The sequence below is a fragment of the Mesorhizobium sp. M5C.F.Cr.IN.023.01.1.1 genome (genome assembly GCF_003997585.1).
Lineage (GTDB): Bacteria > Pseudomonadota > Alphaproteobacteria > Rhizobiales > Rhizobiaceae > Mesorhizobium > Mesorhizobium wenxiniae.
In genome coordinates this window covers 198,782-223,257 of sequence record NZ_RZSU01000001.1, presented here as the reverse complement: position 1 = coordinate 223,257, position 24,476 = coordinate 198,782, and the positions used below count along the sequence as shown (strand labels likewise).

21 protein-coding genes and 4 pseudogenes are annotated in these 24,476 nt (G+C 61.0%); 18 read left to right on the top strand and 7 right to left on the bottom strand.

Features of this window, described 5'->3' with window-relative positions; translation table 11 throughout:
- Positions 1-461 precede the first annotated feature (461 nt).
- From repC (EOA78_RS01060) to EOA78_RS01005, 12 genes and pseudogenes are all read left to right on the top strand, one after another.
- Complete coding sequence (gene repC, locus EOA78_RS01060) at positions 462-1,742, top strand: plasmid replication protein RepC (protein ID WP_127313473.1); 1,281 nt, start codon at positions 462-464, stop codon at positions 1,740-1,742.
- A 41-nt stretch (positions 1,743-1,783) separates the two neighbouring features.
- Complete coding sequence (locus EOA78_RS01055) at positions 1,784-2,257, top strand: thermonuclease family protein (RefSeq protein ID WP_127313491.1); 474 nt, start codon at positions 1,784-1,786, stop codon at positions 2,255-2,257.
- Positions 2,258-2,648: 391 nt separating this feature from the next.
- Positions 2,649-2,981 carry a DUF736 family protein gene (locus EOA78_RS01050; RefSeq protein WP_127313472.1) on the top strand — a complete coding sequence of 111 codons (333 nt, stop codon included), beginning with the start codon at positions 2,649-2,651 and terminating at the stop codon, positions 2,979-2,981.
- Positions 2,982-3,101: 120 nt separating this feature from the next.
- Positions 3,102-3,308: an antitoxin VbhA family protein gene (locus EOA78_RS01045; protein WP_127313471.1), complete on the top strand. Its 207-nt coding sequence runs from the start codon at positions 3,102-3,104 to the stop codon at positions 3,306-3,308.
- 65 nt (positions 3,309-3,373) lie between these two features.
- Positions 3,374-4,265: pseudogene (locus EOA78_RS01040) on the top strand (Fic family protein); the annotation flags it as partial.
- Positions 4,266-4,655: 390 nt separating this feature from the next.
- Positions 4,656-5,541, top strand: a pseudogene (locus tag EOA78_RS01035) (zincin-like metallopeptidase domain-containing protein).
- A gap of 414 nt (positions 5,542-5,955) precedes the next feature.
- Complete coding sequence (gene repA, locus EOA78_RS01030) at positions 5,956-7,137, top strand: plasmid partitioning protein RepA (protein ID WP_127313490.1); 1,182 nt, start codon at positions 5,956-5,958, stop codon at positions 7,135-7,137.
- Positions 7,134-8,156, top strand: a complete 1,023-nt coding sequence (gene repB, locus EOA78_RS01025; RefSeq protein WP_127313470.1) for a plasmid partitioning protein RepB — start codon at positions 7,134-7,136, stop codon at positions 8,154-8,156. Before repA ends, repB begins: the two co-directional genes overlap by 4 nt.
- 159 nt (positions 8,157-8,315) lie before the next feature.
- Positions 8,316-9,524: a plasmid replication protein RepC gene (gene repC / locus EOA78_RS01020; protein WP_127313469.1), complete on the top strand. Its 1,209-nt coding sequence runs from the start codon at positions 8,316-8,318 to the stop codon at positions 9,522-9,524.
- A 27-nt stretch (positions 9,525-9,551) separates the two neighbouring features.
- Positions 9,552-9,875 carry a type II toxin-antitoxin system MqsR family toxin gene (locus EOA78_RS01015; protein WP_245477082.1) on the top strand — a complete coding sequence of 108 codons (324 nt, stop codon included), beginning with the start codon at positions 9,552-9,554 and terminating at the stop codon, positions 9,873-9,875.
- 2 nt (positions 9,876-9,877) lie between these two features.
- Positions 9,878-10,297, top strand: a complete 420-nt coding sequence (locus tag EOA78_RS01010; RefSeq protein WP_245477081.1) for a type II toxin-antitoxin system MqsA family antitoxin — start codon at positions 9,878-9,880, stop codon at positions 10,295-10,297.
- 317 nt (positions 10,298-10,614) lie between these two features.
- The gene (locus tag EOA78_RS01005; RefSeq protein ID WP_206533394.1) at positions 10,615-11,046 is read left to right on the top strand and encodes a nuclear transport factor 2 family protein; all 432 of its coding nucleotides are present in this window, start codon (positions 10,615-10,617) and stop codon (positions 11,044-11,046) included.
- Between the two features lie 154 nt (positions 11,047-11,200).
- Here the strand turns inward: EOA78_RS01005 and EOA78_RS01000 are convergent, their stop codons facing one another.
- Both EOA78_RS01000 and EOA78_RS00995 read right to left on the bottom strand, forming a co-directional pair.
- Positions 11,201-12,094: a recombinase family protein gene (locus EOA78_RS01000; protein WP_127313467.1), complete on the bottom strand. Its 894-nt coding sequence runs from the start codon at positions 12,092-12,094 to the stop codon at positions 11,201-11,203.
- 172 nt (positions 12,095-12,266) lie between these two features.
- The gene (locus tag EOA78_RS00995; RefSeq protein ID WP_127313466.1) at positions 12,267-13,490 is read right to left on the bottom strand and encodes a site-specific integrase; all 1,224 of its coding nucleotides are present in this window, start codon (positions 13,488-13,490) and stop codon (positions 12,267-12,269) included.
- 126 nt (positions 13,491-13,616) lie between these two features.
- Between EOA78_RS00995 and EOA78_RS00990 the strand changes: the two genes are divergently transcribed.
- Together EOA78_RS00990 and EOA78_RS00985 are read left to right on the top strand one after the other, a co-directional pair.
- The gene (locus EOA78_RS00990) at positions 13,617-14,603 is read left to right on the top strand and encodes a DUF1403 family protein (protein WP_245477080.1); all 987 of its coding nucleotides are present in this window, start codon (positions 13,617-13,619) and stop codon (positions 14,601-14,603) included.
- A 3-nt stretch (positions 14,604-14,606) separates the two neighbouring features.
- On the top strand, positions 14,607-15,299 hold the full coding sequence (locus EOA78_RS00985) for an SMC-Scp complex subunit ScpB (RefSeq protein ID WP_127313464.1): 693 nt from the start codon (positions 14,607-14,609) through the stop codon (positions 15,297-15,299).
- A 1,578-nt stretch (positions 15,300-16,877) separates the two neighbouring features.
- On the opposite strand, the pseudogene EOA78_RS00975 reads toward EOA78_RS00985, so the two are convergent.
- A pseudogene (locus EOA78_RS00975) lies at positions 16,878-17,454 on the bottom strand (IS630 family transposase); the annotation flags it as partial.
- Between the two features lie 89 nt (positions 17,455-17,543).
- Between EOA78_RS00975 and EOA78_RS00970 the strand changes: the two are divergent.
- From EOA78_RS00970 to EOA78_RS00955, 4 genes and pseudogenes are all read left to right on the top strand, one after another.
- Positions 17,544-17,942: a transposase gene (locus tag EOA78_RS00970; RefSeq protein ID WP_127313462.1), complete on the top strand. Its 399-nt coding sequence runs from the start codon at positions 17,544-17,546 to the stop codon at positions 17,940-17,942.
- On the top strand, positions 17,939-18,286 hold the full coding sequence (gene tnpB / locus EOA78_RS00965) for an IS66 family insertion sequence element accessory protein TnpB (RefSeq protein ID WP_127313461.1): 348 nt from the start codon (positions 17,939-17,941) through the stop codon (positions 18,284-18,286). Before EOA78_RS00970 ends, tnpB begins: the two co-directional genes overlap by 4 nt.
- A gap of 97 nt (positions 18,287-18,383) precedes the next feature.
- Positions 18,384-19,958: an IS66 family transposase gene (locus EOA78_RS00960; RefSeq protein WP_127313487.1), complete on the top strand. Its 1,575-nt coding sequence runs from the start codon at positions 18,384-18,386 to the stop codon at positions 19,956-19,958.
- A 120-nt stretch (positions 19,959-20,078) separates the two neighbouring features.
- Positions 20,079-20,213, top strand: a pseudogene (locus EOA78_RS00955) (SMC-Scp complex subunit ScpB); the annotation flags it as partial.
- Positions 20,214-20,361: 148 nt separating this feature from the next.
- On the opposite strand, the gene EOA78_RS00950 reads toward EOA78_RS00955, so the two are convergent.
- The 4 genes from EOA78_RS00950 to EOA78_RS00935 are packed head-to-tail and all read right to left on the bottom strand — an operon-like array spanning position 20,362 to position 24,236.
- Positions 20,362-21,027, bottom strand: a complete 666-nt coding sequence (locus EOA78_RS00950; protein ID WP_127313460.1) for a histidine phosphatase family protein — start codon at positions 21,025-21,027, stop codon at positions 20,362-20,364.
- A 48-nt stretch (positions 21,028-21,075) separates the two neighbouring features.
- Entirely contained in the window at positions 21,076-21,891 is an 816-nt protein-coding gene (gene kdsB, locus EOA78_RS00945) for a 3-deoxy-manno-octulosonate cytidylyltransferase (RefSeq protein WP_127313459.1), read from the bottom strand.
- 27 nt (positions 21,892-21,918) lie between these two features.
- On the bottom strand, positions 21,919-23,181 hold the full coding sequence (locus tag EOA78_RS00940; protein WP_206533393.1) for a sialidase family protein: 1,263 nt from the start codon (positions 23,179-23,181) through the stop codon (positions 21,919-21,921).
- Positions 23,178-24,236 carry a KpsF/GutQ family sugar-phosphate isomerase gene (locus tag EOA78_RS00935; protein ID WP_164783588.1) on the bottom strand — a complete coding sequence of 353 codons (1,059 nt, stop codon included), beginning with the start codon at positions 24,234-24,236 and terminating at the stop codon, positions 23,178-23,180. Before EOA78_RS00935 ends, EOA78_RS00940 begins: the two co-directional genes overlap by 4 nt.
- Between the last annotated feature and the right edge of the window lie 240 nt (positions 24,237-24,476).

The following is a 24,476-nucleotide window of genomic DNA, read 5'->3' as shown; positions in this document are numbered from 1 at the left end:
CCTCCCCCTCAAACTCCCCTTCCCGCCCTGTACAGCCGACATGGTACGCCATGCCAGCTCTGGCGAGCCAATACGGTATACCACCACAAATGCCGGGTCGAGAAGTGGTGCGCTTGAAAAACACGGAAAATCAAGGAAAGTCGCGTCACACGAGCCATTAGGCTCTCCTGGCGGACGGCGTGTGTGGCACAATTCTTGCACCAAATCGGTTATTCCGGTTATGCTTCGCAAATCATCGGAATCAGCATGGTTCCGACTCGCGCATTCTAACGTTTTAAGACGGAGAGACAGACCGGCCCAGAAAAAGAAAAACCGCTCCCGAACGAAAATCCGGAAGCGGGTTTGCAATTGAAAAATAAGCCAAAACCTTTCTCGCAAACCCTCCCTTCCTTGTCAACTGAGAAACACCGCTTCGGTGAACGGGGAAGCTTTGCCTGGTCCCTAACAAAGGAGACGAGGACATGGGTGACCCTCATACGGATCGGCGGCCAATCGGTCGCCGAATGACGCCACAACGTGCCGATTACCGGCGACTGGCACAGTCGGCCGAGATCGGAACGGTGACGCGCGGCCAGCTTGCCATGCTTGCACAAAACCTCACTTGCACTGGATTGATCAGCGCGACCGAAAGCCATCTTTTGGTGACTCTGGTCTACACGGCCCCGGCCGAGGCCTTTGACAAGTCCGGCCGTCCGATTATCTTCAAGTCCAACCAGCAGCTCGGCTTCGAAATCGGCCGCTCAGCCGGTCGTGTGAGCCGATTGCTGTCCAGCCTTTTCGATGCTGGCTTGATCACGATGCAGGATAGCGGCAATTACAAGCGCTACCCGGTGCGAAATGGCGATGGTGCGATTGTAGACGGTTGCGGCATCGACATGCGGATTCTCATCGCCCGCTATCGCGAGCTGGACCAGCTCGTGCGGCAGGCCAAGGCCGAAAAGTCGGCGGCTAGCGCTGCATTGCGCCGCTATCGCGGCGCGCTGCGCAACCTACGCTATGCGCTGGCAACGGCTACAAGGCCGTCGGATCGCGCCCTGGCTCGCATTGCGGCCCGCGTCGAACGGGTCGTCGCCCTTGTCGGCGTTGCCTCCAAGGCGCCGAGCGCCCTTCTTAGACGTGCTTCAGCACTTTTCGACTGGTTTGTGGAGCGCCTGTTGCAGCTTCCACGCCGTTCAGAATCTGCGTCGGAAACAGAAAACACGACATGCACGTATGCCGAAAACGGCATGCACAAACAGACTACAAACCCTGATCCTCTTGAAGAGAGTAATGATAATCGGCGTTCGGCTGACGCCGAACAATTTTATCTGCTAGAGGCTGGCTCCGCCAGCAAGAGGGCTTATGAACCAAGCCTGGGGGGCGGCTTGCGCCAAGTCAACGGGCGAGAGCGCCAGCCGCAGGCGGTAGTGGCATTGCAAGACCTGGTGCGGGCAATACCGGCCTTAAAGGCCTACGGCTTTGCCCAGCCCCGCAGTTGGGCCGATCTAGCGCGGCTCGTGCCGCAAATGTGCCGCCTGACGGGCATTTCCGATGATGCGCGCCGCCGCGCCGTCGAACAGATGGGCGAGCAGCAAGCAGCGGTCGCAATCGCGGTGACGCTGCAGAAATACGACCGGCAGGAAGTTAAATCGCCGGGCGGCTACTTGCGGGCCATGACGGACCGCGCCGCAGCCGGCGAGCTTCATCTTGCCCGGTCGATTTTCGGGCTGGCAGCCCGCAATTCCATGGAGGCATTGAATTGAGATTTCGAACGATATTGGCGGCCGTGGCCGTAATCTGGTGCATGGATGCGGCGGCCGAGCCGTCGGCATGGTCCGGCCAGGCGCGGGTAATCGACGGTGACACGATCAGTATCCGTCAGCAGCGCATTCGGATTGCCGCAATCGATGCATGCGAACTCGACCAGACCGGCTTGAAGGACGGCCAAACCTGGCGTTGCGGTGTCATTGCTCGCAGTTACCTTCGAAAGATGATCGACGGACAGCACGTCCGTTGCGAAATCATCGACCAAGACCGGTATCGCCGATTGGTCGGGCAGTGCTTCATCGGCGATACTGATGTGGGCCTCGCCATGGTGAACGCCGGGCTAGCCGAGGCGATGCTGCGATATCTGCCGTCTTCCCATCCTATTAGCCTGGTTGAGTACGGCGAGGCCGAGAACCGCGCGCGTGGCAACTGTTTGGGGATCTGGTCCGCTGAGATCGAAAGTCCGTATCTCTATCGCCGCGCCAAGTCCTCAAAGATGCCTTTACCGTAGATAGTCAAATTGGTGCTATCGAATGGCAGGCGACGCGAGCCATATTGCTTCACGTGTCGGGAGCAAAAGCCTGCAAAGCTCGTTGCATGGTCTCGGATAATGACTAATATAGGCTCATTTCTTGTCGTGTCAGGTCGACAACGAACAGGGGGAATGTTGCCAAAGGAGTCATGTCTCACGCCTCTGCGGTGGTTGCTTTTGACGCTCGTTGGCACGTCGACGCGGTTTGCGCAAAGCCGGCTGTCCCAAAAATTTCCCCGCCTGCGGCTTCCTCGCGCGACAAATTTTTGTGCCCGCCGGCCTCTTCCGCTGCGCTCCAGCCTTCGGTGCACACCGCTTTCCGCCGTGCCATGTGAACGATCATTGCAACCACCAAAGAGGAGTGACTGACATGACCACCACCAACTACATCCAGTTCGATGCTGACGACCTCGACGCCGCCAAGGGCAAGGGCCTCATCTCCACCATCGAACGCGACCTGGACATCAACGCTGTGCCGTTCAGCTCGGATAACGAAAAAGCACCGACGCATCGCGTCTATGCCAAGTCTCCGCGCGGGCATGACATCGAGGTCGGCGGCATCTGGAAAAAGAAGAACGCGGATGGCAAGCCCTACTACACGCTCTCGATCAAGCGCCTCAGCTTCAACGCCAATCTCGGCCGCTTCCCGGGCCAGGACGATCCGACTCTGCAGGCGATCATCGAATGGGAACCCCGCGATTAATCGCTGTAAAGCGCCCGGCCAAAAGCCGGGCGCCCACTTCAGATCCGCCGAAAATCACCCCAAAGTGCTGGATTTTCAGCACTTTTCTTGCTAGGGTGCAAGGCAACTGGAGATTGGCAGATGAACATCCATTCCGCCCGTCCCGATCGTTCCCCGGAGGCCATTGCCAAGCGCAAGAAGGCCGCCGATCAGGCCCGCGCTGCCAACATCCGGCAGGGCTACACCCACGATCCTGTTCTCGAGGCCGCCAATGCCCGGTATGTCGCCGGCGAGATCACGTCGGAGGAATTTCGCGAGCAGATGCAGGCGCGTTTCAAGCGCGCCTGACGCTCCAACTCTTGTTCGAATAAGCCGCCTGCGACCACGGGCGGCTTTTTTCATGAGGAATCGTATTGGCGGACGAGTCAAAGGGATCGTACACCTACCCCGACACGCCCGGCGATCCAGATCGCACTGGTGTCCTACGCAACAAGTTCGGGCTGACCAGACACTCGGAGCTGGGACCGGCCGACTATGCCATGACGCATATTCGACAGAGTGAGATTGCGGAGGGCCGCGGCCGGAGGGGCAATTTCGACAAGGAACATCTGAAGGCCATACACGGGTATATTTTTCAGGACGTTTACGAATGGGCCGGTCACACGCGCAACGAAAGCCCGATCGTCGACGGCCAGCGCGTCGAGCCGATCGGCAGCCTTTCCAAGGGCAGCACCTCATTCCTGCATGGCTCACGCATCGACTTCGGACTGGACGAGGCCTTAAAGCCGATCCGCGGATCCCAATGTTCTTCGCACTGCTACCCCGGAGCAATTCGCTGAGCGTGCGGGCCAGGTGCTCGCCGAGCTCAATTACGTGCATCCATTCCGCGAGGGCAACGGTCGCGCCCAGGAGGCGTTCATTGCCGAACTTGGCCGCCATTACGGCCATGAGGTGGATTTTACCGTCATCAGCAAACTGCGGATGATCGAGGCATCAATCGAGACCACAAACGACCCGTCCAGTCCGGCAATGAAGCATGTGCTGGAGGACTCTATCAATCCGAACCGCCGCGAAGCGCTTCGCGCTGCATTTGCCGACCTCGAACGGTGCGGCGAGAAGCCGTTTGAACACAATATCCGCACGGCACGGTCGGGAGAGGAAATCACCGGCCAAATTCTCGGCCATGACGGTAGAGTCGCCAGTATCGTCACGGATGAGCGGATCATAGCCGTCGATCGCGCCGACTTGTCCGAACGCTTGCCCGACGACAATACAGAGGTCTCTTTCACCGCCCGCTCTGACTTTTCCCGCCTGGGGCGCGAGCGACAGGCCACCGAGGCACTCATGCGGCCCCAAGAGGCCGAGCAACCACAGCGGGACAGAAGCACCGGGCTGAAGGCTATCGAGGCCGAAATGGCGGCGCGGCGAGACCGTGAGCGCGACGACGGACGATCGCGGTCGATAACCCCCTGCCCTAGGCAACAAGCTGCTTTCATCAGCTGTCGTCGACATGGTCGATGTCCGAGTGTTTCGGCGCCGTCTCCGTCCGTTGGGTGATCTGACGGGCACGCTACGATAGCCCCTCCCCCATGCAACCGCTGTCGCGGTCCTTCACTCTGTTTCGGCCCTACAGGTGCATGGGCTCGCTTCGGCTATCTCCGTTCTTTGCCGTCAACCAACGGAATGGAGACGGCCATGCAGAACATCAAGGACACCTACCAACGCATCACCGATACCATCGTCGAGCAGCTTGAAGCCGGCGCCAAGCCCTGGATCCGCCCCTGGCGCGGCAGCGTCCGCCACTCACTCATTCTGCGCCGCGCGACCGGCGAAGCCTATCGCGGCATCAATGTCCTGATGCTGTGGGTGTCCGGCCAGATGTTCGGCTACGAGGAAAACACCTGGATGACCTATCGCCAGGCGCAGGATCTCGGCGGGCAAGTCCGCAAGGGCGCGAAAGGAACGCTCGTCGTCAAGTATGGCACGTTCACGCCAAAGGAGCGCGAAGACGACGAGGATCGCTCGATCCCCTACCCTGAAGGGATACACCGTCTTCAATGTCGAGCAGATCGAGAACCTGCCTGACCGGTTTTTCAGCCCGGCCGAGGAACTGCCGAGCGTTCCTGTTCCGCACATCGAAACCGTCGAAAGCTTCGTCCAGAACACCGGCGCAAGCGTCAGCTATGGCGGCACGAAAGCCTGCTACCGGCCAGCGTGCGACGACATTCTCATGCCGGACCGTGACCGGTTCGAAAGCGAGGTTCACCTATATTCGACCCTGCTGCATGAGCTCTCGCACTGGTGCGGCGCAAAGCATCGCCTGGACCGTGATCTCAGTGGCCGATTCGGAACAGAATGTTACGCCGTGGAAGAGCTCGTCGCCGAACTCGCGGCATCATTCCTTTGCGCCGATCTCGGCGTGGCTCATAATCCGCGCGATAACACCGCCGCCTACCTGGCAAGTTGGCTCGCAGTCCTGAAAAACGACAAGCGCGCTATCATCACCGCCGCCGCCAAGGCGCAGGCCGCGGCCGACTATCTCACTGCCCTGCAACCAGCTGCCGGATCAGAAGCCGCCTAGTGTACCCGTCGTGTTCGATTGCTCGACGGGCAGACTTGTCCGTCGACAATCATAGGCCGCCAGGAGCGCAAGACAGCGGACGTCAGCTGGACGCATCGCACACAGGACGCCCTGTAAGGTTGGTTGCGGTTAGCAGCGTTCCCAGCTGGGAACTTCTCGATGGCGGGCCCAGATTGCGACTGGTCTATCGATGCCGAGGAGCGGCAGTAGGGGAGGGGAGAGGGGATTCGAAGTTCCCAGCTGGGAACTTTGCGGATTCCGGGACTGGAATTGCGACAATGACCCGAATCGGACTAACGATAGCTACGGAAATATTTCGAATTTTCGAACTTTTGCGTAGTCAGAGTCGTGTTAACGGCGCGTTAACCATTTTCGGCAACATCATTGTCGGCGGTGGATCATGGGGAGAATCGCGTGACGCGTCACTTAAGCAGCCTTCATTTCATGCAGACATTCTCCGGCAAATTGGAGAAGGCTTTGAACAATCTAAGCCTCGCCCAATATCCGCCAGACGCAGTCAGGTCGATGCGGAAGTTTGCGTCGTCGGAAGTCGCTGCGTTGCTGGATGTTTCGGAAGCATACATCAGGCAGGTTTCGCTCAAGGATCAGGGCCCTGAGCCCGAGATCACGCAGAACGGCCGTAGGCTCTATTCACTCGAGCAGGTGCTCGAGCTGCGAATGTACCTCGCTGAAAGGGGCCGCAAGAAGTGGATGAACCCGCGACGGATCCAGGGCGAGGACTGCCAGATCATAGCGGTGACTAATTTTAAGGGTGGTTCGTCGAAAACGGCGACGACTATCCATCTCGGCCACTATCTCGCGCTGAAAGGATACCGTGTTCTCGCCGTCGATCTCGACCCCCAGGCCTCACTTACGAGCCTCCAAGGAGCCTTGCCCGATTTCGATTACCGCGAAGGCGACACTCTCTATTCGGCAATCCAGTTCGAAGATCCGGTTCCGACCGAGTCGATTGTACACAAGACGCACATGGTCGGGTTCGATGTGATTTGCGCTGGCCTCGAATTGACTGAGTTCGAAACCAGCGTGGCGCTGGAAATGCGAAAGACCGGAGGAACGGGCTTCTTGCTACGTGTCGCTCAGGCCTTGGAGCAGATTGTCGACCGCTACGACGTGATCCTGCTGGACTGTGCTCCCTCGCTCAATTTTCTGACCCTTTCGTCCCTGACAGCATCAACTGGCGTGTTGATTCCGGTACCCGCTCATATGCTGGACGTGGATTCAACGGGTAAGTTCCTCGAATTGGCGGCTTCCTACATGCAAATCCTCGACCAGGTGGGGACATCGGCTCAATGGGATTTCGCTAAATTCCTGATCACCAAGTTTGAGCCGAATGACCACCCGCAGGCAAACATGCAAGCCTTGATGAGACAGGTCTTTGGCGAGGACCTCCTGCTGAACATGGTGATCAAATCCACTGCCGTCGCCGATGCGCTGACGTGGAAGCAGAGTCTGTACGAAGTCCAGCGGACCAGGTTTTCGGCACCTAAGACCTACGACCGCGCTATGGAGTCCATCAACGCCGCTAACGCAGAGATTGAAGCCCTTCTTTGGAAGGCGTGGGGGCGTGAATTATGAGCCGCAAGGATTCCAAGGGAATGTTCGCCGCTGTCCTCGGGCAACTCGGTGACGAGCAGAAAGAGGGGCAGCAGAAACTGAAATCCGCCTCACCGCATCTTCTTAAGGTGGCCGCTGGTGTCCGCCAACTGCAAGAACGCAGTGAGTTGGCCGACCGTCTGTTTAAGGACGGAGAGCGGATTGCAGAACTCGACCCGGAAATGATTCTGCCGTCCCCCGTGCCCGACCGCTTTGAAGGCGCATATGATGACAAAGCGATCGCTGAAATCGTCGAGTCGATGCGGGAGCGGGGACAGATCGTTCCGGGACTCGTGCGGCACTCGCCGGCGAAGCCGGGTCACTTTCAGATCGTATACGGGCGCCGACGGCTGGCGGCCGCCAAGAAACTGGGGCTAAAGTTCAAAGCCGCGGTCCGCGAGCTCACCGACGACGACGCCGTCATACTGCAGGGCGAGGAGAATTCTGGACGCGAGGATCTCTCGTTCATCGAAAAGTGCTCGTTCGCGTTGGCTCAGGAACAGGCCGGCTATAAACGTGATGTCATCTGCGCTTCCCTATCAACAGGAAAATCGCACGTCTCCGAGATGATCAAGATCGCCTTTGCGATTCCAAGGGAAATCCTGATGAAGATTGGGTCGGCTCCGGGTGTCGGACGCGGCCGATGGGAAGAACTCGCACACAAGTTTGGTGTGGGCGGGAATTCAGAAAGAGCAGGCGAGTTAGTGACAATGGATAGCTTTTTAGAAGCCAACTCGGACAACAGGTTCAACCTCCTGCTTGCCTTCCTGTCCTCGTCGGAAGCTCCGACTGCGGAGAAAGCGACCAAGCCGACACCGGTCACCAAAGCTTGGGCTCCAACAGACGGATCGGTTAGCGCAGTGGCGAAAGACAACGGAAAAGCATTCACGCTCGCGCTGAAGAACGCGGACGGGACGCGCTTTGGAGCATTCATCACCGACCAACTGGATAGCCTCTATGAGGCCTTCAGGAATTCGGAAGCGAGGCAAACAGGAGACTAAAACCGCAAAAGAAAAAGGCCCCCGAACGTCGCCGTCGCGGAAGCCCTTCTCGTATTCTTCGCAGATCGAGAATCCCATTTCCGCGAATCAGTGTCAAGAGTCTTTGAGCGTCGTTTCGGCGAGCGGATTTCTTTTGCCTAATTGAAGGCGAAGGAAGAAATGGAAACGCATACCTCAACGACGCCTTTTGGGCGGCGGCAGATGACGCTTGCCATGTTGGCGGCTCAAAAAGAAGCGTTTGAGATTCCTGAGGGCAGGGCGGCCGACAAGTGGCAGGTCTACCGCAACCTGTGCGAGGGCAAGAGCATCGTCGGGATCGGCGATCGCGCTCTGGCCGTTCTGAACGCTTTGCTGTCGTTCTACCCGGACAGCGAATTGAGCGGGGAGAACGGCTTGATCGTATTCCCGTCGAATGCCCAGCTGTCGCTCAGGGCGCACGGTATGGCCGACGCAACGCTCCGGCGGCATCTGGCGGCGTTGGTTGATTGCGGCCTGATCACCCGCAGAGACAGCCCCAACGGCAAGCGATATGCCCGCAAGGACAGGGGAGGCGACATCGAGGAGGCGTTCGGCTTCTCCCTGGCGCCGCTGCTGGCCCGCGCCCACGAGTTTGAGCAGGCCGCCGAGCACGTACGGGCCGACAACAGGGCGCTGAGACTCATGCGCGAGCGGGTTACCCTGCACCGCAGGGACATCCACAAGCTGATCGAGGCGGCCGTCGAGGAAGACGTTGCCGGCGACTGGGGCGGCTTGTGGAGGCGTTTTCGAGCTGTTGTGGAGGCAATTCCGCGCCGGGCGACGGTTGCAGACCTGGCGCCGATTGTTGCTGATCTGGCGAAGATCCACGAGGATGTGGACAAGCTGCTGGAAACTCATATGAATTCCATGAATCCAAGCGGCAATGAGTCCCAAAGCGAGCGGCAGCAATCGAATTCAAATACCGACTCTATTTTTGAATTTGAACCTGCTTTGGAGAAAAGCGGGGCGACGGCCGAGCCAAGAACGAGAGACGCCGAGAAACCGAAAGGGTATCCGCTTGGGCTGGTGCTGAAAGCCTGCCCCGACATTACCGAGTATGCCCTGGACGGGATTGGCAGCTGGCGCGACCTGATGGCCACCGCCGCGCAAGTCCGCGGGTTTCTGGGCGTGAGCCCGTCGGCCTACGCGGACGCGCTGGAGGCGCTCGGGCAGGAAAACACGGCGGTTGTGATCGCCTGCATTCTGCAACGGGCGACCCAGATCAGCAGCGCCGGCGGCTATCTGCGCGTGCTGACCGACAAGGCCAGGGCAGGGGAGTTTTCGGTAGGGCCGATGCTGATGGCGGCGCTGCGGGCACAAGGCCGACCAAACGAGGCGAGGGCAGGGTGATGGCGGCCGTCTTGAACTGCCCCCTTTATGGTGGCATATAGAGCCATGGAGAAGCGGCGGCCGACCTACGATGTGGATGCCGTCAAGGCGGCAATCGGATCGGTAGAGACGCTGGCCATCACAACCTCGGCGCTGCGCGACGCGACCAGACTCGGTTTCGACCGCGCCGGCATTGTCGAGGTAGTCGGGAGCATCGAGCGGAAGATGTTTTACAAGTCGATGACGACCTTCGCCGATCATCGTGTCTGGCAGGACGTCTATCACGTCCCCGCGCGCGGGCTGGTTCTCTACGTTAAGTTTCAGGCGGATGTCATGACCGAGTTTACCGTCATGTCGTTCAAGGAGAAATGATTATGGCAACGCACGAGAAGGTATTTCCCGGTACGATGATCTCCCCGGAAACGGGTGAGACCCTGACGCGTGGCATCCGACCATTCGCTGTCGAGTACAAGGGAGAAAGCGTTACAGTCGATCTTCCCGGCTACTATCCGGCTGGAGAGGGGGACGGCGTGCACGTCGGCAAAGATATGAGCGTTGTCGACGAGGCGCTGCGCAACCTCAAGGAAAAGGTCGACGGGCTGCCGGCGCCGGCGACCATCCGGCAGATCCGCGCCAAGCTGAAATTGTCGCAGCGGGAAGCCGGAGCGCTGTTCAAAGTCGGGGAAAATGCCTTCGACAAATACGAACGCGGCCTGGTCGAGCCGAGCGGTCCCACGATCCAGCTCATGACGCTCCTCCAAAAACATCCCGAACTTCTGGACGATTTGCGGTAACGCTCTCTGCCCGGCGGTTCGGGTTCAACGATGATGCTTTCCGTCCTTCCGAGCCGATGCGCTAGTGGTGAAAGTCTGACAGTTGGTACCGGTGGACGGCAAGAATCAACCCTTGTCCGCCCTTCCTGCCGCGATTTTTTAGGGCGGATCAGAGGTCCAATTCGGTCATTGGAACTCGTCTTGGTGTGAGCGGAAGTTCCTGCGCCACCACCGACATGCTCGGAACAGGCGTTCCGGGCAGAAAAAGATTCGTTCCGTGTCGGATCGGGATCCGTTGTCGCGTCCTATGAGGGTAACCCACCGCATTGGAGACGATCATGACGATCGATAGGGAAGAGATGGAGATAAAACCGGTACTTGAAGCCGTCCGCAAAGGCCATCATGACAAGGACGCTGCAGCTATCGGAGCGTTGTACACCCCGGATGCCGTCATCTTCGATCTGGCACCGCAACTTGCCCATAGGACAGATGTTTCGGGTCTCGCCGCCTGGCTCGATACTTGGGAGGGACCGGTCGGCCTGGAGGAGCGCGATTTGACCATCGAAGTCAGCGGCGGCCTCGCTTTTTGCCACGGACTTTCCAAAGTGAGTGCGACAGCCAAGGCCGACGGTCAGCGACGGCAATGGTGGCAGCGCATAACGGTCTGCCTCAGGCGGACCGAGGGTGTCTGGAAAATCGTCCACGAGCACGCGTCGGTGCCTTTCTACATGGACGGCAGCCTTCGGGCTGCTGTCGACCTCGAACCCTGACGCGGCGAACGCCAGACCTCCACCTGTTCAAACACGTGAAGGAGAACAGGCGTGCTGGGACGCAGATTCGTGCAGGGGCTCTCGGGACCGCTTTCCACCCAATGTTGCCGTTCCGAGGGGTGCCAACCGTCAGGCTTTCACCACTAGCGGCCGGCTACCCGGCCGTCTCAGGCACCGGATCGGGCGTCACGAGGCCAAGTCGGCGGGCCCGGTCCAGCAGTGCCTTGACGGATGACGCTTGCCACTGGCGACCGCCGCGCGGCGTGCGTTCGTGCATACGCTCCAGTTGGGCGGCGATATCCCGCAGCGACAGCTCCGGATCGGCAATGGCGATCCCGGCGACCAGGGTCATCAGGCGATCCTCCGGCGCGCGCCGCGGCGATCGCTTGATCAGCGCCGGCTCGGCGATGCGCTCCCGCACCAGCCGGTGCACGGCGCGGCGCAGCCGCTCGATCGTCCAGCTGTGGCCCTTGCTGTTGAGAACGCGCACGACATCATCCCAGCTGTGCTGCGGCCGCATCCGGCGCACCGTCGGCAGCCAGAGTTGGGCCGAGGTGATGAGCTCGTCGAGATAGAGGCGGTCGCGCGCCACCGAGACCGCCCGGATCGCCTCCGGCCGGCGTTCGCGCAGCCCCGGATTGCCGGGAAGTTTGCCGCGCGCCATGGCCGCCTTCATGCCCGCCTTGGTGCGCTCGGCGATCAGTGCGCGCTCGAGCTGCGCGACGGCCCCGAGCACCTGCAGCGAGAACATACCCTGCGGCGTTGAGGTGTCGATCGGATCGCGCAGCGAGCGAAAATGCGCGCCGCGCTCCTCCAGCCGTTCGATGACCTCGAGCAGATGGCTGACGGAGCGGGCGAGGCGATCGAGGCGGACGACGACGAGCACGTCGCCGGCGGCCATTTCGCGCATCAGCTTGCCCAGCACCGGCCGCGAGCGCGAGGCGCCTGAGCCATGTTCCTGATGGATCAGGCGGCAGCCGACCGCCTTGAGTTCGTCGACCTGGGCGTCGGTCGCCTGATCCTCGGTCGAGACACGGGCATAGCCAATAAGGCGGCGGTCGGGGGAGCGGTGGGTTGCGCACGCATTTGGTTGATTTCGAGGGTGATTTTAGTGCGTTTGTACACATAAGGAATGTGCCAGAAAACGACCGGTTGTCGGCATCTCTGCGCGGTCCTCCACCAATCGGGAGGGTGTCAGCGGGGGAGGGGAGGGGGCTTTTCTAGAGTCCCGACGCCTTGGTGAGGTTGACCCGAAAGCGGTCGCGCCGCCGTTGATACCTACGGGTCATCTCGGCGCTCGTGTGGCCGAGCTGTTTCTGTACGTAGCGTTCGTCGACCTCGGCCGAGGAGGCGAGGCCGGCGCGCAGCGAATGCCCGGCAAACAGCTTTTCCCGCTCGCCTTCCGAAAGATCGCCGCGTACGCCGGCCGCGAGGGCGGCGCGCTTGACAAGTCGGGCGACCTCCTGGTCGTTGAGCCGTTCAGCGCCGACCGCCTTGCCCTGGCCGGTGACGCGCCGGAACAGGGGGCCGTGCGCGATGCGGCCGAGCTTCAGCCAGGTCTGCAGCGCCACGATCGGGCAGGTGGCATCCGATGAGCCACGGCCGATCTCGACCTCACGCCAGCCGGTCTTGCCACGCAGCGTCACCAGCACGCCCTTGTCGGGAAAAAATTCGATCCAGCCGCGGCCGTCTTCCGTCTGATCGCGGCCGACATCGAGCCCGACGATCTCAGAACGACGTAGGCCGCCGGCGAAGCCAAGCAGGAGCATGGCCCGGTCACGCAGACCGCGTAGGCTGCCGCGGTCGAGCGTCTCCAGCATGGCGATGAGGTCCTCGGGCAGCACCGCTTCCTTCTGACGGGGAGGGGAGGCGTGCTTGTTGCGGATGCCGGCCATGACAGTCGCGATATGGCGGTCCTTCCTGTCGAGCGGCTGGCCGCGCTGCGTAAAATTCCAGGACAGCGAGGAGAGGCGGCGCTCGATCGTCGAGACGGAGTTAGGCTTCTTTTCGCCGGTCGCCGTTCCGGACGCGCAGGCGGTGATGTAGAGCCCGACGACCTGTGGATCCGGCGGCAGGGGATCAAGATTTTGACGCCGGCACCAGGCGCAAAAGTGCTTCCAGTCGGCGGCGTAGGCGCGGCGGGTGTTGGCGGAACTCGCGGCCTCGACATAGTCGCGGGCACGATCGGCCAGCGTTTCGAGATGCGCCGGCAGGCGGGGAGTTGCGATGGCCGGAAGAGGGGAGCGAGTTTCGGCCGGCTCTTCCGGCGTCTTCCCCATCTCCAGAACGACGTCGATAATGTCGGGCAGATCCTCCGCAGCCTGCGCGTTAAGCTCAACCGCCGACCGCACGGCCGGAACAGCGTCTTCCGCCCCCGTGCTGTGGGACGGTCCGGAAGGTCGGTGGGCGTGGTTTTTGGGATTCTGCTCGACGAAAATGGCCATTTCTTCACTAGAGAACAAAACGAACGATAATGCAACATTATCATTCGTTGTAAGTTGTCGACAAGCGCGGCGCTTTTGGTGTTTAACAGTTGCAGAAAGCGCCGCGACGATTCATCCTCGTCCTCAATGATTCTCCGTCCGAAATCGCTCGGCCACACACTGATGGCCGTCAGCAGCGCAGGCCCGATTGCGCCGGCGGCGCCCGTGCCGACCTGGCTGCGCGCCGCCGTCGCTGGTCCGGAATCGCTTGAAGACGCTGCGTTTGCGGCTGCCGCGGCGCTGACCGCTCTGGACGCCGTGGTGCGCCGGCAGGAGCAATCGGCCGGCGCTTGGCGGCAACGTCTGGCGCTCGCGGCGGCCGCGGCGACGGCGAAGCGGGCCGGCCGGGTCGAGGACGCTGCGGCGCTACGCGACGCGCTGCTGCTCACCCGTCCCTGCGACGATGTCGGTCCGGCCGGCCGCATGCTGCTTGCCTGGCGCACGCTGGCATCGCGTCCGGTCGCGACTTTAGCCGGGGAGGCGGTATTGGCCGATGTTGCCGCTGATCTGGGGAGCGCGCTCGACGAGGCGGCGGCCGGTCAAATCGGCGACGAAATCCAGTCGCTTGCCGGCGGGGTCGGTAATGCAGTCGCCGCCGCAGCCGACGCAATCGCTGTGTTGCAGCGCCATGACAGTCGCGCCGCCCGTGAGCTTGGACCGTGGCTTGCCGACGCTGTTCTGGCCGACCGGCTCGGATGGTCGCGCGCGGTTCCTCTGCTCGGCACTCACCCGGTGGCGAGCGGTAGTCGATCGCCGCATGCCGAACGGCAGTCAGCGCAAGCAACCCGGCAACGCATTTTGGCCGCCTATGCCCGGGCAGCGCTGCAGGCGGTGGATCTTGCAGCAGAGCTCGGCCGCCGCGCCAACCGTCTGCTGGTTGTCGCCCCAAAGCTGCGGGCGAAAGGGTCGGACGCCGTTGTCGAAAAACTGCTTGCCGACGACGCGATCGTCGCCTCACAAGGCGTGCCCGGCATGAGCGATCGCGGCCTGCGCCGCCTGTTCGACCGCCTTGTGGACCTCGGCGCCGTGCGTGAGCTGTCGGGCCGCACCACGTTTCGTATCTACGGGCTGTAGTCGATGGTGGAGGGCGCGCGCGCGAGACGGGGAAGAGGCCGATCAGATGACCGCCTGTTCGACCGGGAACTCGACCACCTGCCGCCGGAGGTTCGCTGGCGCGAATGGATGAACCGCGTCGAGGCGACGATCTTCGCGGCCAGCGAGCCGGTGACACGTAGTGTCCTCGCGCGCGTGGTTGGCGCCAGTTGCAATCTCGACCTCCTCATCGACGACATCCGCGAGGAGCTGCGCGGCCGCCCCTACGACCTGGTCGCCGTCGCCGGTGGCTGGAAGCACCTGACACGGCCGGCCTACGCCGACGCCATTTGCACCGCCGGCGGCGCCGATGAGCGCGGAATAGACCTCTCGGAGTCGGAGGTGCTGGTGCTGATGTGCATTGCCTATTTCCAGCCGATCACGCGCGGCGAACTCTCCGCCTTCTTCGGCAAGGAAATCAGCCGCGATCTGATCGGCACGCTGCGCGGATGCGGCTTCATCGCCTCCGGGCCGCGCAGCCCGACGCCGGGCGCGCCCTACACTTATGTGACGACGAAGGAGTTCCTGCTGCAGTTCGGGTTCAATTCGCTGCGCGACCTGCCCGACGCCGAGGCGCTCGAGGACGCAGGCCTGCTTTCGAAGGAAAAGCTGCTGGTGGGAGACTTGCCGGGGGCGCTCGACGATCCAGCCGGCGATGAGGATGTTGAGTCCGGGTAGAGCACAGTGCGTCAGCGTGAATATTCGGCTTTGTGGTGTCTTTTGCCATTCGCTGAAGCGGCTCGAGCGGCTTGGTCGAGCCAATTATCGGGATAGTGGGACGCCTCGCGACGCCGTCCCTCCCCCACCACCGAGCACACAGGTCCGTACCACGGCGGTTCGATCAGATCAAACTTGGGCAGAGGCCAGGAGCCGAGGGAGACCGACAGAATCGAAGTAATCGTTGCGTAGGGCGTGTTGGACCCCCGGGGTGTCCTGACATGCGCCAGAATCCCGTCGGTGAACCGGCGGCAACCGCAGCTCCGAACTTGGTACGCCGTGACGGCGCAGTTCCTTGAAGCGGTTGTGCCTGTTTCCCGTCGGCGTCTTGCTGCTTGGACAGAATGATGAATGGGCCGTGCAGCGGGCGCGCTGCATCACTCTGGAGACCATCAGACTGATGAGCGATCATCCGCTGCATTCATGCCGGAGAGCACGGCGACCAAAGCCGTCACCCACACCACGCCGGTGGGCACGATCGCGAGCAGGTGAGCGTGTGGACGGAATCGATCCGAAAGAGACTTCGCAGCCACAATCAAGGTCTCGTGATGTAACGGGTGAGGGGCGCGGATCACACCGCCCCCCTCTCTTTTTCAGTTGATTCCGGTGCCAATAGCCACCGGACACTCAATGGACAGCGGATGTTGCGATCCTGCTTCGGTATCAACATTCTGTTGACAAAGCGAGTGTGGAGCCCATATACAGAACGTGCTTCAAATCCAAATCGGACACCATCCGATGACTTCTGTGAGCAGCCCAGGGACTAGTCACCTCTCGGGCTGTTTGCTTTTTTAGGGGTAGAGCGCCGGCATCGGCGACGCTCTACCTTGCTCAATTAACGCCTTTTCAGGCGATCATAGAGCTCCAGAACCGCGATTACCGTTGCCGGAATCGCGAGAACCAGCATTACTGCTTCAAACAAATCTTACTACCACCCTTTCTGCGTGCATGGGCTTGGATTTGTCCTGTAGTCGGCAGGACTCCCCCCAACCTCTCGGCTTTTGAGAGAACTAACCGGGCTCGCACCCCCAAGGTCGGTCCAATTGGTCGGTTGCCGCACTCCAGATATGGCATGCACCACCATTTGCGACAATGCGGAATCCGGTGACACCAGAGGGTATCGGCCGATTGCTTGTCGTTAAGGTTTTCCGCTCCTCGGGTCGAAAGATCAAAGGGCGCGGCTCACCACCGCGCTTTTCGAGACTGTTTACGCGTTTACGAGCCCATGCCGCCCGTGAAAGCGGCCTGAGACGGCCAGCAGACGAAGGCATAATAGAAGGAGGTCTCGCCCGGCAATTGCAGCAGAATGGCAGGAGATGGCGAAACGGTCATTCCGTCGCTTTCCGAACCTGGTGTGTGGACCGGCTTGGCTTCGGCCAATATCTAGGGGCCGATGAGGTGGAAGCGCGCGAAAATCCATCGGGGCTCGCGGCGACGATATATCAAGCCGCATCAAGAAGCCGGATATACATCAGCAGTTGTGACCGTCGATCCTGATTCTAGCCAAACCGTTGCAATCGGGCTGGTCCATATACGTCCAGTCATGGTGCCCAGCCGTCCCCGCTTCATGGGCAGGCCAGGCTGGGTCCGGTCCGAGCGCCTGGATCTGCGATTTTTCATCAACCGACAGCACGATGGCGTGGGCCGGCGGATCGACGTAAAGCCCGACGACATCGCGGAGTTTGTCGACGAATTTCGGATCATTGAGAGCTTGAACTGCCGGCAGCGGTGGGGCTGAAGCCCTTGCGCCTTCCAGATGCACCGGACGGCGCTGGCGCTGATGTCGGCTACCTTCGCCATATGTCGGCCGTCCAGTGCGTCGTCTCGGCGGGCGGGTCTTCGAGCGTGAGCGCCACCACGCGTTCGGCGACATCCAGGCCGAGCGGCGGAATGCGCGAGAGCCGCACTTGTCGCGCAGCAGCTCTTCAGAGCCTTCCTCAGCGAAGCGCTCCTGCCAGCGCCAGACGCAGGTCTCGGACTTGCCGGTCCGCCGCATGATTTCGACGGTGCCAACACCATCGGCGCTCAACAGCACGATCTCGGCACGCCAGACATGCTTCTGCGGACTGTTGCGGTCGCTGACCAGGGCAGTCAACCGCCGATGATCCGTACGCATCCGAGGAAGGCCGCCTTGTTCGGAATGAGGTGACGCGCTGTTGTCATGGTTGATTCCATAGTCACGATGCAAGCAGCGAGGATAGCCACGTGTCCGTTCATCGGATGGAGATTTTGAGCGGCGCCGACCGACGCCGGAACTGGTCGAACGCGCTGAAGGAGCAGGTTGTCTCGGAAACGCTAGAGCCCGGGATGACGGTTACGGAGGTGGCGCGACGCCACGATATTGATCGCTCTTTGGTGTACCGCTGGCGACGCGCTTTCGGGGTGAGACGCGCTCGTGGGGTGCCGGCCTTTCTGCCGGTCGAAGTCGCCGACGGCCCCGGGACTTCGGGAGGCTCTTCGCCGCCCATGATGCCCAGCGCTCCTGCGTCTGGTGCTAGTCGGATCGAAATCGAGTTCGCGGATGGCTGTCGCGTGCGGGTCGACAACCAGGTCGATGACGAAGCCCTTGCCCGCGTCCTGAAAGTTCTGGCGCGCCGGCGATGATCCCCGTTCCGACTGGCGTGCGGGTATGGCTGGCGACCGGCCACACCGATATGCGGAAAGGATTCCCGTCCTTGGCACTGCAGGTGCAGGAAGTCTTGAAGCGTGATCCGCTGAGCGGTCATTTGTTCTGCTTTCGGGGACGCAGGGGCGATCTTTTGAAGGTGATCTGGCACGACGGCCAGGGCGCATGTCTGTTTACGAAACGGCTGGAACGGGGGCGGTTCATCTGGCCGAGCCCAGCCGACGGCGCGGTGATGATCTCGTCTGCGCAGCTGAGTTATCTTCTGTCCGGAATTGACTGGCGACACCCGCAGGAAACCTGGCGTCCGACAAGCGTCGGGTGACGGTTTTTGTCTTTGAAATCGCTGGCCAATATGATTCCTTCGCCATGTGAAAGCCGCCACTGAATCGCTCCCTGACGACCTCGCCGCCGCCCACGCGATGATCCTCGCGGAGCGTGCCGCGCGCATGGAGGCTGAGGCGGAACGCTCCAGTGATGCGGCGCTGATTGCCCACCTCAAGCTGGAGATCGAGAAGCTCAGACGCACGCTCTACGGGCCAAGTTCGGAACGCAAGGCACGCCTGCTCGATCAGCTGGAACTGCAGCTCGAGGAACTCGAGGCGGCGGCGACGGAGGACGAGTTTGCCGCCGAAGAAGCGGCGCAGACGATGCAGACCGTTCGCCCCTTCCAACGCAAGCGGCCGGTGCGCAAGCCCTTTCCCGACGATATCGAGCGCGAGCGCGTGCTCATCGAAGCGCCGACGAGTTGTCCGTGCTGTGGCGGCGGCAGGCTGTCGAAGCTGGGCGAGGACGTCACCGAAACGCTGGAGGTGATCCCGCGCCGTTGGATGGTGATCGAAACGGTGCGCGAGAAGTTCTCGTGCCGTGACTGCGAGGCGATCGCCCAGCCGCCGGCGCCGTTCCACGCCACGCCGCGTGGCTTCATCGGGCCGCAGCTTCTGGCAACGATCTTGTTCGACAAGTTCGGCCAGCACATTCCATTGAACCGCCAGAGCCAGCGCTTCAAATGCGAGGGCATAGATCTTTCCGTCTCGACGCTGGCCGACCAGGTTGGCGCCGGCGTGTTCGCTGCCATGCCGCTCTACCGGCTGATCGAGGCGCATGTGCTCTCCGCTGAGCGGCTGCACGGCGACGACACCACGGTGCCGATCCTGGCCAGGGGCAAGACGGTGACCGGACGCATTTGGACCTACGTCCGCGACGACCGGCCGTTCGGCGGAACCTCGCCTCCGGCGGCGCTCTATTATGCCTCTCGCGACCGGCGCGGCGACCATCCGGAACAGCATCTCCGAGACTTCACCGGCATTCTCCAAGCCGACGCCTACAGCGGCTTCAACGCCCTCTACGATGCGGCCCGCAAGCCGAAGCCGATCACGCCGGCGCTGTGCTGGGCACATTCACGGAGGCAATTCTTCGAGCTGGCCGACATCGCGAAGAACGCCCGGCGCGGACGATCGGCTGCGGAGATCTCGCCGATCGCACTGGAGGCGGTCAAGCGCATCGATGCCCTGTTCGATATCGAGCGCGACATCAACGGGCTATCCGCCTCCGAGCGCCTCGCCTTGCGCCAGGAAAGGAGCGCGCCGCTGCTGACCGAGTTGGAGAAATGGCTGCGCGAGGAGCGCGCCAGGCTCTCGCGGTCGGCCTCCGTCGCCAAGCCGATCGACTACATGCTCAAACGCTGGGGCGACTTCACCCGCTTCGCCGAGGACGGGAGGATCTGCTTGACGAACAACGCGGCCGAACGCGCCCTGAGGGGTCTGGCTCTGGGCAGACGGGCATGGCTGTTCGCCGGCTCCGACCGCGGTGCTGAACGCGCCGCCGTCATGGTCACGCTGATCCAGACCGCTCGCCTCAACGACGTCGATCCCCAAGCCTGGCTCGCCGACGTCTTCGCCCGCATCCCGGCCCACCCGCAGAGTAGCATCCGAGAACTGCTGCCCTGGAACTGGAAGCGCCAGGACAAAAAACCGGTAGTCGCCGAGGCCGCCTGAGCAATCTGCCATCATACCCACACGCGTAGCGCGCGCACGCGACAATCACGCGGCCTTCCTCGGATGCGTACGATGATCCGAAGGCGAGACGGTGAGAGATAATCCTGTGCGCATGCGCCAGATTCGCTGCGCGACCTGCCGGATTTCGAGGTGCTCGAGAATGCCGGCCTGCTATCGAAGGAAAAGTTGCTGGCTGGTGACATCATGCCGGCCTTTGCGGATAGCCAAGAGGACATCTCGGTCGAAATCGCCTAATGGTTCCCGCCGAAGGACTGGCGGAAATCGTCGAATGAGACGCTCGCTCTATCATGCGGCGGTCGAACCGACGGCGAAGAGAACGAGTGACCCGCGAGGCGATATGATCCGGAAAATTTCAGGAGGAGATTGACCTCAACGAACCAAATCAGAGAAGCCTGTCAGATGACCCTGACAGACAATCCCGATCTGGTGCAATGTTCCAAGCGTGGACCCGGCAGCGTTCATTCCGTACCTCAAGAATGCAGATATGACCTGTGGCGACCTTGCCGCCTTGAGCTTCCGTGTTGGTGTTGACAGGATTGTCGGCAAGCCGCAGGAAATATCGCAGCACACCGTTGCTGGTAACAGCGAGTACCGCACTATCCTCTTCGTGGATCCGGGCGAGATGCTCCACAAGTGTCCTGATGCCAAATGCCAACGTGGCCTCGGATGGGCTCCAATTAGACGAAGCGGGCCACGTACTACAGCCTTCCCACGCTTCCAACTCCGCCCTCCCGAATTTCGCTATGATCTCCTGGCTGCTCAAACCCTCCCATGCACCGTAGTCGATTTCGGCTAAGCGCGAATCGACGATCGGCAGCGGCTTGTGGCCGATCCGCGCCGCGATGAGGTTGGCATACTGATGAGTACGCCGCAGAGGTCCGCAATAGAGTCCGCCGAGCACAACACCCGCCTCGCACAGAGCGTTGCCAAGATGCAGTGCCTGGCGGCGACCCTCTGCTGTGAGCGGTAGGTCGGTTCTGCGGCCAACCCAGACCACCTTGTCGCCGGCCTCAAACGTATTGCCGTGACGACTGAGGATAAGCTTCATGGATGAGGTCCGCCCAGTATTGTCTCGCAGATCAACCGCCAATCTGCCTCAAGTCTTAAGGAGATCTCCCTCCTCGCGGATGATTGTCTCAACGCGTTTCAAGTCATCCCAGGTGTCGACAGCCCAATGCGTCCGGCCACCGTAGTCGACCTCGACCACCCGGATAGGGATCCCATACTCGAGCGCACGCAATTGCTCAAGCTTCTCGGAATGCTCAAGCGGACCAGGTTCGCAACTGACGTACCGGCGCAGGGTTTCATAGCGGTACGAGTAAAGCCCGATATGACGAAAGACAGGCAAGATCCCCGCGTCGTCACCTAGTCCGTCGTTGCGCACGAACGGGATGACGGATTTCGAGAAATAGAGAGCGTTGCCGCGCCGGTCGAAGGTCACTGTTGTACCTCCAACCTCACCCTGCCCCTTGGCCTTGCGCAAAGCTTCATAGCTGCGCTTGTCCATTCGCACTGCTGCTGTAGCGATCTCCACTGTAGGGTCGCGGCGCATCTCGTCGATCAGAGCGGCAATGACCCATGGCGGCGTGAGGACAGCGTCACCTTGGAGATTTAGCACGACGGAAGGCGTCGTGGCGAGCATCTCTGATGCTCTCAGCACCCGCTCGGTGCCGTTCGTGCATTCCTCCCCAGTTAGCACCACGTGACCACCAAAGTTTCGGACATGGTTGGCAATGCGCTCATCGTCTGTGGCGACGCAGACCTCATCTACGCCCGATACGGCACGGGCCAAAGCCCAGACCCGATTAATCATCGTGCGGCCACTTATCATCGCGAGGGGCTTCCCGGGGAAGCGGCTCGAGCCGTAGCGGGCCGGAATGATGATGGCGATTGATCTCGAAGTCCTGGGCATGTTTCCTCCATTGTAAAAAGCAAAAGCTCAATAGACGAGCCTGCGGAAATCCTTGAGGTGGTGGAACGTAATCAAGTTTGTATATTGTGGGTCCCTCCCCTCATCGTCCCCTGACCGGCACAACACGAGAAGATCATCGCCGTCGATCGCCATGCTCGCGTAGTTGCGTGCGTGATGCTCCGTTTGTCCCGCGGCGACAAGTCCGGCAAAGCACCAGTCGACGCAGTTTTTGGAGAAGTGAAGTTGTAGCCTATGGCGTTCATTGTTCGGCAAGTTGTAACGCGCCTGCGACACGTGCGTCAGGCGCACCATCGAGTCGGTCGCTTGTGAGCTCAGCAGCCAGTAAAGCTGAGTCTTGTCATCATACAACATAAAGAATTTCAGATGACCTCCCGGGAATGGGACGAAAAGAGCCCTTTTCCCAGAAGGCATGGTTTCCAATGCCGTAGTCAGACGACCATCATCCTGCTCAATGACCTTGACTAAGGCGGCATAGCCCGTTCCGCCCGTGTTCGTGCGCAAGAAGAGATGCAACGTGCGCCCGGCCGGATCGTGCCACAGATGTGCGGGATCATGGAACCGGACGATATTGGGTTCAAGCCAGCCCATGGGTGCACACAGGCGTCCCGACCCGAGCTCGGCCGGAGCTCCGACTGGGGTGCTATAGAAAGGGACGCCGAAGAGATCGATAGCGCTGGACGATACTATCTCGTTGAACGCAAGCGACTCCGAGATAGTCCAGCTCCCGGGGTCAAGCAGATCTCGGTCAATTCTCGCGCGCAGAACCCGCGGTGCCAAACCGGCTGTATTCCATCCCTCGATTGCAAGATCGCGCCGCTCATCCAAGGCGAGGTAGACGTGTCCATCAGCGTAGTGCACGTTGCAGGACGACCCATGCCATTTCATGTTCGAGGTTAGCGCGAACGGCACGCTCCATGTCTCCCCTTCATCGTCGGAGGCTATAATCATGAGGTCGCCAGCGTGACCGAGGATGTAGAGCCGCCCGCCAGCCATAAACGGCCTCGCATGCCAGAATGGAAACGTGCATCGCTCAGCCCAAGAACGGCCACCATCGTCGGACACATAGGCTTTTCCCATTCCGAAGCGCGTACCTCCGGCGCGAGAGCCCTTCGGCCCGAGGAGATCCCTGACCCCGTCACCGCCGAGATCAAAGGTCGCTATCACTCTGCCGCTCACGGTTACGACAATGGCCGGCGTGTAGCAGTAGACATCTTGTGGCCGCTCGGACCGGTAGACGATCTCGAAGTCATCCGCCAAGGCGCGCATCATCGGAGTCCTGCTCTGATCCGACTGCCGGCGAGAGGGCCAATGCCCAGGCCGTGCCTCGAATGCTCGCCAGTTGTACGAGGGTTCATCAATGTTATCGCTGATGGCTTCAGAAATTCCTGGCGGCATATCAGGCCGACGAACTTATCCTGGTCATCGTGCACCGCCATCAGCTCGATTTCGTGCTGACGGAAGAGCTGCTCGGCCTGATTGACAAACGCGTCCCAGGAAATTGAGGCCGGCTGTTGCATATGCCGCTCCACGGGATCGTCGAGGTCGGGAATTGCGCCACGCTCGACTAGTCGGCCTATGGACTCCCCAATAAAGATCCCGGTGACCTTACACCCCTCGCCAACAACCGCGGCAACGCCTAGCTTTTGAGAGGCGCGGCATATCGACAAGAGCGCCAGCGACAGGGATGTATCTGGCCGAACTACAGGCATTGATTCAAGCGGCCACATCAGGTCGCGTACTCGCATTAGCTCCCGTCCGAGACTTCCACCCGGGTGAAGACGTGCGAAGTCCTCGCGAGTGAACCCACGCCGTTCCTGCAGGACAAGCGCCAGGGCATCTCCCATTGCCGCCATGGCGGTCATCGAGGTGGTGGGAGCAAGGCCAAGTGCGCATGCTTCCCGCATCGGCCCGATGTCGAGCACCATGTCGGCAGCCTGCGCCAGCGGCGAAGTGGCGCGTCCCGTGATCGCCGCAACCGTGACCGGAATCTGACGGACAGCGCGGACGAGCTGCAAAAGTTCAGCAGTCTCGCCAGAATTGGAGAGCGCGAGAATGACATCCCCGGCGCACACGCGTCCAAGATCTCCATGCAAGCCATCGACCGGGTCCAGTGTGATCGATCGGGTGCCTGTTGACGCGAGTATCGCGGAGATCCTTTCTCCAACCAGTCGCGACTTGCCGATACCGCAGACTACGACAGTCCCAGTTGAAGACAGGATGTAGTCCGCGAGCGTGCAGATATGCTCGTCGATCCGGTTTGAAAGGGTTTCCAACGCGGCAGCCTCGTGGCGGATGATTGCCCTGGCCCGCTCGAGCATGGCCATCTTGCTGCTGCTATGGTTCCAGCCACAGTCGGTATATCGCTGAGCAGGCTCTCCGCGTGGGGGCACAGCTGTAGGCCCTTGACTAACAATTGCCATGATAAGCCTCCATCCTAACTGGCGATCTCGCTGCGACGTCGAAAGGCGGCAGTATGGGGCGATCAATCCGTAAAAGGGATTATCTTTTGTAAACTTTGTGCTGCAGTTTAGTAACTGAGCGGTTGCTGTCGTTTTGCTGGCCGG

Bases quoted from the DNA above. Each gene is read 5' to 3' on its own strand.
- kdsB (WP_127313459.1), bottom strand. From the start codon at position 21,891: ATGCCCAGGACTTCGAGATCAATCGCCATCATCATTCCGGCCCGCTAC.
- repC (WP_127313473.1), top strand. From the start codon at position 462: ATGGGTGACCCTCATACGGATCGGCGGCCAATCGGTCGCCGAATGACG.
- EOA78_RS00990 (WP_245477080.1), top strand. From the start codon at position 13,617: ATGATTCTCCGTCCGAAATCGCTCGGCCACACACTGATGGCCGTCAGC.
- EOA78_RS00960 (WP_127313487.1), top strand. From the start codon at position 18,384: ATGATCCTCGCGGAGCGTGCCGCGCGCATGGAGGCTGAGGCGGAACGC.
- EOA78_RS01010 (WP_245477081.1), top strand. From the start codon at position 9,878: ATGGCAACGCACGAGAAGGTATTTCCCGGTACGATGATCTCCCCGGAA.
- EOA78_RS01045 (WP_127313471.1), top strand. From the start codon at position 3,102: ATGAACATCCATTCCGCCCGTCCCGATCGTTCCCCGGAGGCCATTGCC.
- EOA78_RS00995 (WP_127313466.1), bottom strand. From the start codon at position 13,490: ATGGCCATTTTCGTCGAGCAGAATCCCAAAAACCACGCCCACCGACCT.
- EOA78_RS00940 (WP_206533393.1), bottom strand. From the start codon at position 23,181: ATGATGCGCGCCTTGGCGGATGACTTCGAGATCGTCTACCGGTCCGAG.
- EOA78_RS01055 (WP_127313491.1), top strand. From the start codon at position 1,784: ATGGATGCGGCGGCCGAGCCGTCGGCATGGTCCGGCCAGGCGCGGGTA.
- EOA78_RS01015 (WP_245477082.1), top strand. From the start codon at position 9,552: ATGGTGGCATATAGAGCCATGGAGAAGCGGCGGCCGACCTACGATGTG.
- EOA78_RS00985 (WP_127313464.1), top strand. From the start codon at position 14,607: ATGGTGGAGGGCGCGCGCGCGAGACGGGGAAGAGGCCGATCAGATGAC.
- repC (WP_127313469.1), top strand. From the start codon at position 8,316: ATGGAAACGCATACCTCAACGACGCCTTTTGGGCGGCGGCAGATGACG.
- EOA78_RS01050 (WP_127313472.1), top strand. From the start codon at position 2,649: ATGACCACCACCAACTACATCCAGTTCGATGCTGACGACCTCGACGCC.
- EOA78_RS01005 (WP_206533394.1), top strand. From the start codon at position 10,615: ATGACGATCGATAGGGAAGAGATGGAGATAAAACCGGTACTTGAAGCC.
- repB (WP_127313470.1), top strand. From the start codon at position 7,134: ATGAGCCGCAAGGATTCCAAGGGAATGTTCGCCGCTGTCCTCGGGCAA.
- tnpB (WP_127313461.1), top strand. From the start codon at position 17,939: ATGATCCCCGTTCCGACTGGCGTGCGGGTATGGCTGGCGACCGGCCAC.
- EOA78_RS00950 (WP_127313460.1), bottom strand. From the start codon at position 21,027: ATGAAGCTTATCCTCAGTCGTCACGGCAATACGTTTGAGGCCGGCGAC.
- EOA78_RS00935 (WP_164783588.1), bottom strand. From the start codon at position 24,236: ATGGCCATGCTCGAGCGGGCCAGGGCAATCATCCGCCACGAGGCTGCC.